This is a genomic window from Pseudomonas putida W15Oct28 (assembly GCF_000708715.2).
GTDB classification, from domain to species: Bacteria; Pseudomonadota; Gammaproteobacteria; order Pseudomonadales; family Pseudomonadaceae; genus Aquipseudomonas; species Aquipseudomonas putida_R.
The window spans coordinates 81,531-94,820 of sequence record NZ_JENB01000004.1 but is presented as its reverse complement, the minus strand read 5'-3'; the positions used below and the strand labels follow the sequence as shown (position 1 = coordinate 94,820).

At 63.2% G+C, this 13,290-nt stretch carries 12 protein-coding genes; 3 read left to right on the top strand and 9 right to left on the bottom strand.

Annotated elements, in window-relative coordinates; all coding sequences use genetic code 11:
• Positions 1–67: 67 nt before the first annotated feature.
• Complete coding sequence (locus AK81_RS03770; RefSeq protein WP_003255106.1) at positions 68–349, top strand: HU family DNA-binding protein; 282 nt, start codon at positions 68–70, stop codon at positions 347–349.
• Positions 350–400: 51 nt separating this feature from the next.
• Here AK81_RS03770 and rlmF read toward each other — a convergent pair whose 3' ends face one another.
• The 5 genes from rlmF to AK81_RS03745 all read right to left on the bottom strand — a co-directional run bounded on the left by rlmF (position 401) and on the right by AK81_RS03745 (position 6,910).
• Positions 401–1,354 carry a 23S rRNA (adenine(1618)-N(6))-methyltransferase RlmF gene (rlmF, locus tag AK81_RS03765; RefSeq protein WP_043196876.1) on the bottom strand — a complete coding sequence of 318 codons (954 nt, stop codon included), beginning with the start codon at positions 1,352–1,354 and terminating at the stop codon, positions 401–403.
• Between the two features lie 181 nt (positions 1,355–1,535).
• Positions 1,536–4,382 carry a valine--tRNA ligase gene (locus AK81_RS03760; RefSeq protein ID WP_043196875.1) on the bottom strand — a complete coding sequence of 949 codons (2,847 nt, stop codon included), beginning with the start codon at positions 4,380–4,382 and terminating at the stop codon, positions 1,536–1,538.
• Positions 4,383–4,567: 185 nt separating this feature from the next.
• Complete coding sequence (locus AK81_RS03755; protein ID WP_043196873.1) at positions 4,568–4,933, bottom strand: hypothetical protein; 366 nt, start codon at positions 4,931–4,933, stop codon at positions 4,568–4,570.
• A gap of 5 nt (positions 4,934–4,938) precedes the next feature.
• Complete coding sequence (locus AK81_RS03750) at positions 4,939–5,367, bottom strand: DNA polymerase III subunit chi (RefSeq protein ID WP_043196872.1); 429 nt, start codon at positions 5,365–5,367, stop codon at positions 4,939–4,941.
• Positions 5,368–5,416: 49 nt separating this feature from the next.
• The gene (locus AK81_RS03745; protein WP_043196871.1) at positions 5,417–6,910 is read right to left on the bottom strand and encodes a leucyl aminopeptidase; all 1,494 of its coding nucleotides are present in this window, start codon (positions 6,908–6,910) and stop codon (positions 5,417–5,419) included.
• 301 nt (positions 6,911–7,211) lie between these two features.
• Here AK81_RS03745 and lptF point away from each other — a divergent pair, with 301 nt between their 5' ends.
• Together lptF and lptG are read left to right on the top strand one after the other, a co-directional pair.
• Entirely contained in the window at positions 7,212–8,327 is a 1,116-nt protein-coding gene (gene lptF, locus AK81_RS03740; protein WP_043196870.1) for an LPS export ABC transporter permease LptF, read from the top strand.
• The gene (gene lptG, locus AK81_RS03735) at positions 8,320–9,381 is read left to right on the top strand and encodes an LPS export ABC transporter permease LptG (protein WP_043196869.1); all 1,062 of its coding nucleotides are present in this window, start codon (positions 8,320–8,322) and stop codon (positions 9,379–9,381) included. The genes lptF and lptG overlap by 8 nt, the downstream gene beginning before the upstream one ends.
• Before the next feature lie 183 nt (positions 9,382–9,564).
• Here lptG and AK81_RS03730 read toward each other — a convergent pair whose 3' ends face one another.
• The 4 genes from AK81_RS03730 to AK81_RS03715 form a co-directional block, all read right to left on the bottom strand.
• Positions 9,565–10,053, bottom strand: coding sequence for an RDD family protein (locus tag AK81_RS03730; RefSeq protein ID WP_043196867.1), 489 nt, complete (start codon positions 10,051–10,053; stop codon positions 9,565–9,567).
• 97 nt (positions 10,054–10,150) lie between these two features.
• A complete protein-coding gene (locus AK81_RS03725; protein WP_043196865.1) occupies positions 10,151–10,363 on the bottom strand; it encodes a cold-shock protein in 213 nt (70 codons plus the stop codon).
• Positions 10,364–10,721: 358 nt separating this feature from the next.
• A complete protein-coding gene (gene gcvT, locus AK81_RS03720; RefSeq protein WP_043196864.1) occupies positions 10,722–11,843 on the bottom strand; it encodes a glycine cleavage system aminomethyltransferase GcvT in 1,122 nt (373 codons plus the stop codon).
• A 27-nt stretch (positions 11,844–11,870) separates the two neighbouring features.
• Positions 11,871–13,247 carry an L-serine ammonia-lyase gene (locus tag AK81_RS03715; RefSeq protein WP_043196863.1) on the bottom strand — a complete coding sequence of 459 codons (1,377 nt, stop codon included), beginning with the start codon at positions 13,245–13,247 and terminating at the stop codon, positions 11,871–11,873.
• Positions 13,248–13,290 lie beyond the last annotated feature (43 nt).

Genomic DNA, 13,290 nt, shown 5'->3' with positions numbered 1-13,290 from the left:
GGGGCTGGCCCGATAACGTCGTAGTTCGCTGCATAACCATCGAATTTGATAGGGAAGGAACATCACCATGGCATTGACCAAAGACCAACTGATTGCCGACATCGCCGAATCGATCGCCGCGCCAAAAGCCACCGCTAAAAACGCTCTGGAGCAACTGGGCCAGATCGTTGCCGACCAACTGGAAAACGGCGCTGAAATCACTCTGCCAGGCATCGGCAAGCTGAAAGTCTCCGAGCGTCCTGCCCGTACCGGCCGCAACCCTTCGACTGGCGCTGCCATCGAAATCGCTGCCAAGAAAGTCGTCAAGTTCGTTCCAGCCAAAGTGCTGACCGACGCCATCAACAAGTAATTGTTGAAGCGTTGACAAAAACCGCGCCTGGCTTGCCCAGGCGCGGTTTTTTCATGCCTGTGATTTACGCTGGGCGTGCCAGGCCTGGCGCGCGGCGGCGTCCTGGAAGCTCCAGGCGACCATGCGGCTCTGTTTTTGCCCCTGGCCCATCTCAATGATGCGCACGGCCTTGGCGCCGGCCTTTTTCAGCGCGGCCTCGATCCCCGGAAGGTTGCCGGCCTTGGACACCAGGCTGGTGAACCACAGCACCCGTTGGGCGTATTGCACGCTTTCGCCAACCAGTTGGGTGACAAAGCGGATTTCGCCGCCTTCGCACCACAGTTCATTGTTCTGGCCGCCGAAGTTCAGCACCGGCAACTTGCGCTTGGGGTCCTGCTTGCCGAGGTTCTTCCACTTGCGCTGGCTGCCACGGGTGGCTTCCTCGCGCGAGGCATGGAAGGGCGGGTTGCACAGGGTCAGGTCGAAGCGCTCGTCATCCTGCAGCAAGCCGCTGAGGATGTGCGCGCGGTTGGCCTGCTGGCGCAGGGTGATGGCCTTGCCCAGGCCGTTGGCCTGGACAATGGCCTTGGCCGAGGCCAGGGCCACGGGGTCGATGTCCGAGCCGAGGAAGCGCCAGCGGTAGTCGCTGTAGCCCAGCAGCGGGTAGATGCAGTTGGCGCCAACGCCGATATCCAGCGCACGCACCTTGGCGCCCTTGGGGATCTCACCGGCATTGTCGTCGGCCAACAGGTCGGCGGCCGCGTGGATGTAGTCGGCGCGACCCGGAATGGGCGGGCACAGGTAATCGGCGGGAATGTCCCAGTGCTGGATGCCGTACTGGGCCTTGAGCAGCGCACGGTTGAATACCCGCACGGCTTCGGGGTTGGCGAAGTCGATGCTGGGTTTGCCGTGGGGGTTGGTGATGGTGAAGCGCGCCAGGTCAGGGTGGGCCTTGATCAGGCTGGGGAAGTCGTAACGGCCCTGGTGGCGGTTGCGCGGGTGCAGGGTGGGTTTGTTCGGGGTCATGGCAGTGTGTCCAGCCCTATACGAGCGGTGGCTTAATAGAGCCTAGGGCTGCTTTGCAGCCCTTTCGCGACACAAGGCCGCTCCCACAGGATGGTAGCGCCTGTAAACCCGGCGCCGTCCTGTGGGAGCGGCCTTGTGTCGCGAAAGGGCCGCGCAGCGGCCCCGACGGTCTCTCTAGTGATTAGAGCGCTGCAATCCGCGCATGCTGCTCGGTGAAGTTGGCCAGGGCCTGTTCGGACTCGGCCAGCTTGGCGCGTTCCTTCTCGATCACCGCAGGCGGTGCCTTGTCGACGAAGGCGGCATTGGACAGCTTGCCACCCACGCGCGCGACTTCGCCTTGCAGGCGCTGGATTTCCTTGTTCAGGCGCGCCAGCTCGGCATCCTTGTCGATCAGGCCGGCCATTGGCACCAGCACTTGCAGGTCACCGACCAGGGCCGTGGCCGACAGCGGCGCTTCGTCGGCATCGCCAAGGACGGTGAACGACTCGACCTTGGCCAGCTTCTTCAGCAGCGCTTCGTTTTCGTGCAGGCGGCGCTGGTCGTCGGCGTTGGCGTTCTTCAGGAACAGCGGCAGCGGCTTGCCCGGGCCGATGTTCATTTCGGCGCGGATATTGCGCAGGCCGACCATCAGTTCCTTCAGCCACTCGATGTCGCCTTCGGCAGCCACATCGATGCGGCTTTCATTGGCCACCGGCCACGGCTGCAGCATGATGGTCTTGCCTTCGATACCGGCCAGCGGCGCGATGCGCTGCCAGATTTCTTCGGTAATGAACGGCATGAACGGGTGCGCCAGGCGCAGTGCCACTTCCAGTACGCGAACCAGGGTGCGACGGGTGCCGCGGGCGCGCTCGACCGGGGCGTTTTCGTCCCACAGTACCGGCTTGGACAGCTCCAGGTACCAGTCGCAGTACTGGTTCCAGATGAACTCGTACAGCGCCTGGCTGGCCAGGTCGAAGCGGAACTGCTCCAGCTGGCGGGTCACTTCGGCTTCGGTGCGCTGCAGCTGCGAGATGATCCAGCGGTCGGCCAGCGACAGCTCGTAGGCTTCGCCGTTCTGGCCGCAGTCCTCGCCCTTGTCCAGCACGTAGCGGGCGGCGTTCCAGATCTTGTTGCAGAAGTTGCGGTAGCCTTCGACGCGGCCCATGTCGAACTTGATGTCGCGGCCGGTGGAGGCCAGCGAGCAGAAGGTGAAGCGCAGGGCGTCGGTGCCGTAGCTGGCAATACCTTCGGGGAACTCGGCCTTGGTCTGCTTGGCGATCTTCTCGGCAAGCTTGGGCTGCATCATGCCGCTGGTGCGTTTTTCCAGCAGGGCGTCGAGGGTAATGCCGTCGACGATGTCCAGCGGGTCGAGGACGTTGCCCTTGGACTTGGACATCTTCTGGCCCTGGCCGTCACGCACCAGGCCGTGCACGTACACGGTCTTGAACGGTACCTGCGGGGTGCCGTCTTCGTTCTTGATCAGGTGCATGGTCAGCATGATCATGCGCGCAACCCAGAAGAAGATGATGTCGAAGCCGGTCACCAGCACATCGGTGGAGTGGAACTTCTTGAGAAACTCGGTCTGCTCCGGCCAGCCCAGGGTGGAGAAGGTCCACAGGCCCGAGCTGAACCAGGTGTCGAGTACGTCGTCGTCCTGGCGCAGGGCCACGTCGGCGCCCAGATTGTGCTTGGCACGCACTTCTGCCTCGTCGCGGCCAACGTAGACCTGGCCGGCCTCGTCGTACCACGCCGGGATGCGGTGGCCCCACCACAGCTGGCGGCTGATGCACCAGTCCTGGATGTCACGCATCCAGGAGAAGTACATGTTCTCGTACTGCTTGGGCACGAACTGGATACGGCCATCTTCCACGGCAGCAATGGCAGGTTCTGCCAGCGGCTTGGTGGAGACGTACCACTGGTCGGTCAGCCACGGCTCGATGACGGTGCCCGAACGGTCGCCTTTCGGCACTTTCAGGGCGTGGTCGTCGATGCTCACCAGCAGGCCCTGGGCGTCCAGGTCGGCAACGATCTGCTTGCGCGCGACGAAGCGGTCGAGGTTGGCGTACTGGGCCGGCAGGCGGGTGTCGACCTGCTCGTTGATGCTGCCGTCGAGGTTGAAGGCCTGGGCGCTGGCCAGCACGAAGGCATTCTTGTCGAAGATGTTCAGCAGCGGCAGGTTGTGGCGCTTGCCGACTTCGTAGTCGTTGAAGTCGTGAGCCGGGGTGATCTTCACGCAGCCGGTACCGAACTCAGGGTCGCAGTAGTCGTCGGCGATGATCGGAATGCGGCGGCCAACCAGCGGCAGTTCGACGAACTTGCCGATCAGCGCCTGGTAGCGTTCGTCGGTCGGGTTGACCGCAACGGCCGCGTCACCCAGCAGGGTTTCCGGACGGGTGGTGGCAACCACCAGGTAGTCCAGGCCCTCGGCGGTCTTGGCGCCGTCGGCCAGCGGGTAGCGCAGGTTCCACAGGTGGCCTTTTTCGTCGTGGTTTTCCACTTCGAGGTCGGAGATGGCCGTGTGCAGCTTGGTGTCCCAGTTGACCAGGCGCTTGCCGCGGTAGATCAAGCCGTCTTCATGCAGGCGCACGAAGGCTTCCTTGACTGCTTCGGACAGGCCGTCGTCCATGGTGAAACGCTCGCGGCTCCAGTCTACAGACGAGCCCAGGCGGCGGATCTGGCGGCTGATGTTGCCACCGGACTGGTCCTTCCATTCCCAGACTTTTTCCAGGAACTTCTCGCGGCCCAGGTCATGGCGGTTCTGGCCCTTGGCTTCGAGCTGGCGCTCGACCAGCATCTGGGTGGCGATACCGGCGTGGTCGGTACCTGGCTGCCACAGCGTGTCGCGGCCTTGCATGCGGCGGAAACGGATCAGGGCATCCATGATCGCGTTGTTGAACCCGTGGCCCATGTGCAGGCTGCCGGTCACGTTCGGCGGCGGGATCATGATGGTGTAGGACTCGCCTGCACCTTGTGGGGCGAAATAGTTCTCGGACTCCCAGGTGTTGTACCAGGAAGTTTCGATGGCGTGCGGCTGGTAGGTCTTATCCATGCGCGGCGGGACCCTGTGCATTTATTCGGGAAAGCCGGGAAGTATAACCAAGCTGGGGTGTTGAGGCGACAGCCGCTGGGGCTGCTTTGCAGCCCATTCGCGGCACAAGGCCGCTCCTACAGGCACCGCGATCCCTGTAGGAGCGGCCTTGTGCCGCGAATGGGCCGCAAAGCGGCCCCGGAATATCACTCGGTACGCTTGATCAACCGCTCGATCCGCGCATCCAGCCGGCGCTTGATCTCGTTCTCGATATGCGGGGTGAAGTCGTTGATCACGTCCTGCATGATCATCTGCGCCGCTGCGCGCAGCTCGCTTTCCAGGTGCAGCAGGGTGTCCTGCCGGCGTGTCTGCGAGTCGTCCTCGGGCTGGGCGGCTACCGGCTCGACGACTGGCGCAGGGTTACCGGCAGGTTCTTCCAGCAGCAACGGGATCTGCTCCACCGTCTCGGTCAGCAGCGGCGGTTGCAGGTCGGCGTCGCCAAGCAGCTGGCGGATCGACTCGAGGTCATCGAGCAGATGGGCGGAGTCGGGCAAAGGTGAGGGCTTGTCCATCGTCGTCAAAGTCGCTGTAAGCGGTGGTCTTGCAGAGCATAGCCCTGTTCGCGGTAGAAACGGAATCGCTCACGGGCTGATTGGCGGATGCCAGGCTCTTCGACCACGATTTCGGCCACCCGCTCGAACTGGCCGACGAAGCCCGGCACGCCGGCCCCCAGGTTGATCAGCAGGTCGCGGTGCTCGCCCGCGTTGTCAGCCAGGCCAAGGGCCACGCCGGCATCGGCATGCAGCTCGGCCAGGTCGTGGGGCACGAAGGCCTCGCCCTTGAAGCGCCACAGACGCAGGTCCAGCTCGCTGCGCTGTTCTTCATCCTGGCAATGCAGATAGACCCGGTGGCCGAGGCGCCAGGCCTTTTCGCACAGTTTGCAGGCGAAATCGAGCCGCGCCGACAGCGAGTCGGTGGGCAAGATGTAGAAGTCGACTTTGCTCATGTTTGTAATCGCCGGCCGGTGGTGCGCAAGGCACCCCCGGCCTCAGGCGTCAGGCGCCAGCGCGGTCCAGCAGGTACTGGGTCAGCAGGGGCACCGGGCGGCCTGTGGCGCCTTTGTCCTTGCCACCACTGATCCAGGCGGTACCGGCGATGTCCATGTGCGCCCAGTTGTAGGCCTTGGCGAAGCGCGACAGGAAGCAGCCTGCGGTGATGGTGCCGGCCTTCGGCCCGCCGATGTTGCCCATGTCGGCGAACGGGCTGTCCAGCTGCTCCTGGTATTCATCGAACAGCGGCAGCTGCCAGGCACGGTCGTCGGCGCGCTTGCCGGCGTCGAGCAACTGGCCGACCAGGTCGTCGTTGTTGCCCATCAGGCCGGTGGTGTGGCTGCCCAGGGCGACGATGCAGGCGCCGGTCAGGGTGGCGATGTCGATCACCGCCTGCGGCTTGAAGCGCTCGGCGTAGGTCAGGGTGTCGCACAGCACCAGGCGGCCTTCGGCGTCGGTGTTGAGGATTTCCACGGTCTGGCCGCTCATGGTGGTGACGATGTCACCTGGGCGGGTGGCGCCGCCGCTTGGCATGTTCTCGGCACAGGCCAGCAGGCACACCAGGTTGATTGGCAGTTGCAGTTCGAGCACCGCACGCAGGGTGCCGAACACGCTGGCAGCACCGCACATGTCGTACTTCATTTCGTCCATGCCGGCGCCTGGCTTGAGGCTGATGCCGCCGGTATCGAAGGTGATGCCCTTGCCCACCAGCACGAACGGCTTGTCAGCCTTTTTGCCGCCCTGGTAGTTGAGCACGATCAGGCGGGGTGGCTGGTCGCTGCCCTGGCCCACGGCGTAGAACGCGCCCATGCCCAGGTCCTTGATCTTCTTCTCGTCCAGCACCTCGACCTTCAGCCCCTTGTGCGCCTTGCCCAGCTCCTTGGCCTGTTCGGCGAGGAAGCTTGGGTGGCACAGGTTAGGCGGCAGGTTGCCCAGGTCGCGGGTGAAGGCCATGCCGGTGGCAATGGCGCTGGCGTGCTTGACGGCGCGCTCGAGCTCGGCCTGGCCGGCCTTGTCGGCCAGCAGGGTGACTTTTTTCAGGGCGCGTGGCTCGACCTTCTGGCTCTTGAAGCGGTCGAACACGTACTCGCCGTCGAGCAGGGTTTCGGCCAGCAGGCGGTATTTGCCGTAGTGTGCATCGCGGTTGTTGACCGCGACATCGTCCAGGGCCAGCACTGCATCGGCGCCATTCAGGCCCTTGAGCACGCCGGCCACGCTGGCGACCAGTTTGCGCCAGGTGCGATCGCCCAGGGCTTCGTCCTTGCCACTGCCTACCAGCAGCACGCGCTCGGCTTTCAGGCCCTGCAGGTTCTGCAGCAGCAGCGTCTGGCCTGGCTTGCCAGCCAGGTCGCCGCGCTTGAGCACGGCGCTGATGGCACCTTCGCTGGCAAGGTCGACAGCCTTGGCAACAGCGCCCAGCTTGCGGTTTTCACCTACCGGAATGACCAGGGTGGCGGTTTTTACGGATGCAGCAGCTACGCTTTTTACAACCAGTTCCATGTCAGGGTCCCCGAATGATCGATACGAATGGCGCTGTGTGTTCCAGCGCTCTGGACGGGCCTGGCGGCACAGTCGCGCGCCAGCGGAAAAGCTGCCAGTTTGAGCCTGCGGCAAGCGTGCTGACAACCCCGTTATGCGCCTTCATGCGCGGCCAAGTGACAGGCGCGGTCAATCACAGGATAATGCGCGCACTTTACATGGAGGTTCGCCTTTGGCGAACCGGCATTGGTCTTGGCTGTACTAAGTCATTGTTTGGCGCCATTGCATGGCAGTCCGCCCTGACAACCCAGGAGTGTCTGGTTTGATCGTCTTTCGTTATCTGTCCCGCGAGGTCCTGGTGACCTTGAGCGCCGTCAGCGCTGTGCTGCTGGTGATCATCATGAGTGGGCGCTTCATCAAGTATCTGGCCCAGGCGGCCCAAGGCGTGCTCGACCCGGGCGTGCTGTTCCTGATCATGGGTTTCCGGCTGCCGGGTTTCCTGCAACTGATCCTGCCTCTGGGGCTGTTCCTCGGCATTCTCCTGGCTTACGGGCGGCTGTACCTGGAAAGCGAGATGACCGTGCTGTCCGCAACCGGTATGAGCCAGCAGCGGCTGTTGGGGCTGACGATGGCGCCGGCGGCGCTGGTCGCCCTGCTGGTGGCCTGGCTGAGCCTGAGCCTTGCGCCGTTGGGCGTTGCCCAGGTGCAGCAGATCATCGCTCAGCAGGACACGCTGACCGAGTTCGACACCCTGGTGCCGGGCCGCTTCCAGACTTTGCGTGACGGCTCGCGGGTTACCTACACCGAGCAGCTGTCGGACGACCGCGTCAACCTGGCCGGGGTGTTCATCTCCGAGAAGCGTTTCAACCAGGACAAGACCAAGGACCGCGCCCCATCGGTACTGGTCGCTGAAAAAGGTCACCAGGAGATCCAGGCCGACGGCAACCGCTACCTGGTGCTGGAAAACGGCTATCGCTATGACGGGAACCCGGGCCAGGCCGATTACCGCGCGATCAAGTACGACACTTATGGTGTGCTGCTGCCCAAACCGGAAGTCGCCGAGGAAGTGACCGAGCGCGAAGCCATCCCCACTTCCCAGCTTATCGGCAAGAAGGGCCTGCGGGAGCGTGCCGAGCTGCAATGGCGGCTGTCGCTGCCGATCCTGGTATTTGTGGTTACCCTGTTGGCGGTACCGCTGTCCCGGGTCAACCCCCGCCAGGGCCGCTTCCTCAAGCTGCTGCCGGCAATTCTCTTGTACATGGCCTACCTGACAATGCTGATTTCCGTACGCGGCGCCCTCGAGAAGGGCAAATTGCCGATTGGCCTGGGCATGTGGTGGGTCCACGGCCTGTTCCTGCTGATCGGCCTCGGCCTGTTGTACTGGGAGCCGATGCGCCTCAAGCGCGCCGCCCGTCGTGCGGAGGTGGCCCATGGGTAAGCTGGACCGCTACATCGGCCAGAGCGTACTGCTGGCCATCCTGGCTGTGCTGGGCATCATCCTCGGCCTGGCCTCGCTGTTCGCCTTCATCGACGAGATGAGCGACCTGAGTGACACCTACACAGTGATGGAAGCGGGCAACTTCGTCCTGCTTACAGCACCTCGGCGGCTGTACGACATGCTGCCGATGGCCGCCTTGATCGGCTGCCTGATCGGCCTGGGCAGCCTGGCCAGCAGCAGCGAACTGACCATCATGCGTGCGGCCGGGGTGTCCATCGGCCGCATCGTCTGGGCGGTGATGAAGCCGATGCTGGTGCTGATGCTGGTCGGCCTGCTGATCGGCGAATACGTGGCACCGGTGACCGAGAACAAGGCCCAGGCCGACCGTTCCCTGGCCCAGGGCGGTGGTGAGGCGCAAAGCTCCAAGCGCGGTATGTGGCACCGCCAGGGTGAAGAGTACGTGCACATCAACGCCGTGCAGCCCAATGGCCTGCTGCTGGGTGTGACCCGTTACCGCTTCGACAGCGAGCGCAAGATTGTCACCTCGAGCTTCGCCCGCCGCGCGCAGTACCAGAGCGACCACTGGTTGCTCGCCGACGTGCGTACCACCTACTTCCGTGGCGACCACACCGAAGTTGTCAGCGCGCCGCAGGAGCGCTGGGACGTTTCGCTCACGCCAGAACTGCTCAATACGGTGATCCTGGCGCCGGAGTCGCTGTCCATTACCGGGTTGTGGGATTACATCCACTACCTGTCCGACCAGGGCCTGAACAACGCCCGTTACTGGTTGGCGTTCTGGACCAAGGTGCTGCAGCCGATGGTCACCGCGGCGCTGGTGCTGATGGCGATTTCCTTCATCTTCGGCCCGCTGCGCTCGGTAACCCTTGGCCAGCGCGTGTTCACCGGTGTACTGGTGGGCTTCGTGTTCCGCATCGCCCAGGACCTGCTGGGGCCTTCGAGCCAGGTGTTCGGTTTCCCGCCGCTGCTGGCAGTGGTGATCCCGGCTGCCATCTGTGCGCTGGCGGGTGTGTGGTTGTTGCGCCGGGCAGGGTAGTGGCCTGAGCTGCACAAAAAAGCCGACCCTAGGGTCGGCTTTTTCATGGGTGTGGGCTTGTGCTGGCCTCTTCGCGGGCATGCCCGCTCCCACAGGGATCGCGCAGATTTCGGATCCTGTGCTGTACCTGTGGGAGCGGGCGCGCCCGCGAAGAGGCCCGAGCAGGCCATACAAGTCTTTGGCTTACTTCTTCTGCTTAGGCACCCGCACCAGCTGGGTTTCCGAATAGATGTCATGCCAGCCACGCTTGCGCTTGTCGATCAGCACCCAGAAAAAGCCCAGCCCCAGGCACAGCCAAGAGGCAATCGACACTACGAAACGCAACAATGCCTGCCACAGGCTGATAGCCGAACCATCGGCATTCTGCACGCGCACGCCCCACACCTGCATGCCCAGCGTCTGCCCGCCATGGGTCCAGAACTTGGCAAAGAAGCCGAACAAAGCGAACAGCAGTACCGTCGACAGTAGCGGGTCGCCGTCCAGTGCGCCGGCTTCGGTCAGCTCACGCATGCGCGCTTCGCCAATGATCGCCATCTGGATCAGTTTGTAGGCACCGGCGGTCACGATCAGCAGCGCAGTACAAAGCAGGAAGTCGTAGAACATCGCAGCCAGTCGTCGGCCGAGGCCAGCGGCGGGGAAGTCACCCTGCGGGAGAAGGTGTGGCTTGGGCATCGCTGGGCAGCTCCAGAGAGGAAAAAAGCTCATTCTATGGAATTGCACGCAAAAAAAAGCCCCTGCGCGTCAACGCAAGGGCTCTTTTTTAGAAGTATCAGGCTTCTGGCTGGACTTCGTCAGCCTGCATGCCTTTTTGGCCTTGTACAGCAACGAAGGTCACTTTCTGGCCTTCTTTCAGGCTCTTGAAGCCGTTGCCTTGGATGGCGCGGAAGTGCACGAACAGATCCGGACCGCTCTCTGGGGTGATGAAACCGTAACCTTTTTCGTCATTGAACCACTTGACGGTACCGTTCTGACGCTGGGACATTGTCTTAATTCCTATGAAACTTAAATTGTTATGACAGTTACTTTCGCACTTGTTTGTAAGCGAAAGATTACTGGGCTGGGTTGCAGGAAAGTAAGAGACGTCGAACGGGTTGTAGCAAATTGCGGCTACTGGCCCAGGTCACGAACTGTTGCGACCCATGCAAACACAGTGCTGAGACTCTACGACAACTCCCGAGCGAAAAACAAGCCCTTGGTCGTATGGGAAATCGGCCGCTTGCCGATAACCGACCAATTTGTCGGAAACGGCATGGCGCCTGGCCTGGCGCCATGTTCAAAAGTTATTGGGCAGGTTCGAAAACGAATATGTCGAACCTGCCCATAACCTTCACAAAGCTGTTTCAACCACGGTAGTAACGTTGCGCCACGAAAGGCATTTTGCTGACTTTCAAGGCAACCTTCTTGCCGCGCACCACGGCAAACAGTGCGGTGTCGAGTGCAGCATGTTCACTATCGATATAACCCATTGCGACAGGTGCGCCGAGTGTCGGGCCAAAGCCGCCGCTGCACACTTTACCCACCGGTTTATCGTTTGCATCGACAATATCCGCGCCTTCACGTACCGGCGTGCGCTCCTGCGGCAACAGGCCGACACGTTTGCGTGCCACACCGTCGCGCTGGTGGGCAAAGATCGCTTCGGCGCCGGGGAAGCCGCCCGCACGTGCACCGTCGGCACGGCGCACCTTGGAAATCGCCCACAACAGGCTGGCTTCGATCGGGGTGGTTTCGGTATTCATGTCATGGCCATACAGGCACAGGCCGGCTTCCAGGCGCAGCGAGTCGCGCGCGCCCAGGCCGATAGGCTGTACTTCGGGCTGATCCAGCAGGTGGCGGGCCAAGGCGTCGGCAGCGTCCACCGGTACCGAAATTTCGTAGCCGTCTTCGCCGGTGTAGCCCGAGCGGCTGACGAAGCAGTCTTCACCCAGCAGTTTTACCGGGCGGAACTGCATGAAGGTCATGCCGGCCACTTCCGGGGCCAGGCGCTCCAGCACCTTGACCGCTGCCGGCCCTTGCAGGGCGAGCAGGGCACGTTGCTCGAACAACGGCTGCACTTCGCAACGGCTGCCGATGTGCGTTTGCAGGTGGGCCAGGTCCTGGTCCTTGCAGGCGGCGTTCACCACCAGGAACAGGGTGTCGTCGCCCAGGTTGGCAACCATCAGGTCGTCAAGGATGCCGCCTTGTTCATTGGTGAACATGGCATAGCGCTGCATGCCCACCGGCAGGTCGATGATATCCACCGGCACCAGGCTTTCCAGGGCCTTGGCGGCCTCGGCACCGCGCAGGATGATCTGGCCCATGTGCGAGACATCGAACAGGCCGGCCTGCTCGCGGGTGTGCAGGTGTTCCTTGAGCACGCCCAGCGGGTACTGCACCGGCATGTCGTAGCCGGCGAACGGCACCATGCGCGCACCCAGTTCCAGGTGCAGGGCGTGCAGTGGGGTCTTGAGCAGTGTTTCGGACATCGGTGACTCCTTGGTTTTATTGTTGGGTCAACATTCGATGATGTTGACGGCAAGACCGCCGCGGGCGGTCTCCTTGTATTTGCTTTTCATGTCGGCGCCGGTCTGGCGCATGGTGCGGATGACCTTGTCGAGCGACACGAAGTGCTGCCCGTCGCCGCGCAAGGCCATGCGCACCGCGTTGATGGCTTTCACCGAACCCATGGCATTGCGCTCGATGCAGGGCACCTGTACGAGTCCGCCTATCGGGTCGCAGGTCAGGCCAAGGTTGTGTTCCATGCCAATTTCCGCAGCGTTCTCCACCTGTTGCACGCTGCCACCCATCACTTCGCACAGCGCCCCTGCGGCCATCGAACAGGCCACGCCAACCTCGCCCTGGCAGCCCACTTCGGCGCCGGAGATGGAAGCGTTCTCCTTGTACAGGATGCCGATCGCCGCGGCGGTGAGCAGAAAACGCACCACCCCGTCGTCGCTGGCGCCCGGCACGAAGCGCATGTAGTAGTGCAGCACCGCCGGGACGATGCCCGCCGCGCCGTTGGTGGGGGCGGTAACCACCCGCCCGCCATTGGCGTTTTCCTCGTTCACTGCCAGGGCGTAGAGGTTGACCCAGTCGAGCACCGACAGCGCATCGCGCAGGCTGGCCTCTGGGTGACGGCTCAGCTGGCGGTACAGGGCTGGCGCCCGCCGCTTGACCTTGAGCCCGCCCGGCAGGATGCCTTCATGCTGGCAACCGGCTTCGACGCAATCCTGCATCACTTGCCAGATATGCAGCAGCCCGGCGCGGGTCTGTGCCTCCGGGCGCCAGGCGGCCTCGTTGGCCAGCATCACCTGGCTTACCGACAGGTTCTGCGTGGTGCAGTGGCCAAGCAGTTCCTTGGCGGTCTTGAACGGGTAGGGCAGCACGGTGCTGTCCTCGACGATGCGGTCGTGGCCGGCGGCGTCCTCATCAACCACGAAACCACCGCCCACCGAGTAGTATTCGCGGCTGCGGATTTGCAGACCGGCGTCATCGAAGGCGCGGAAGATCATGCCGTTGGGGTGGTAGGCCAGCGGCTTGCGGATCATCGCCAGGTGCTGCTTTTCGATGAACGCAATGCGCTGTTCGCCCAGCAAGTTGATGTGACCGCTTTCGCGGATGGCCTGCAGGCGACCGGGGATGGCGTCGGTGTCGACGGTGTCGGGGTGTTCACCTTCAAGGCCTAGCAGTACGGCCTTGTCACTGCCGTGGCCCTTGCCGGTGGCGCCCAAGGAGCCATACAGCTCGGCCTTGACGCTAACCGTGCCGGCCAGCAGGCCGTCGCGGCGCAGGCCTTCGGCGAACCGCGCGGCGGCGCGCATCGGGCCGACCGTGTGGGAGCTGGAGGGGCCGATGCCGATCTTGAACAGGTCGAAGACGCTCAGTGACATGGTGAGACCTCCTGATTTGGGGCTGCTGCGCAGCCCTTTCGCG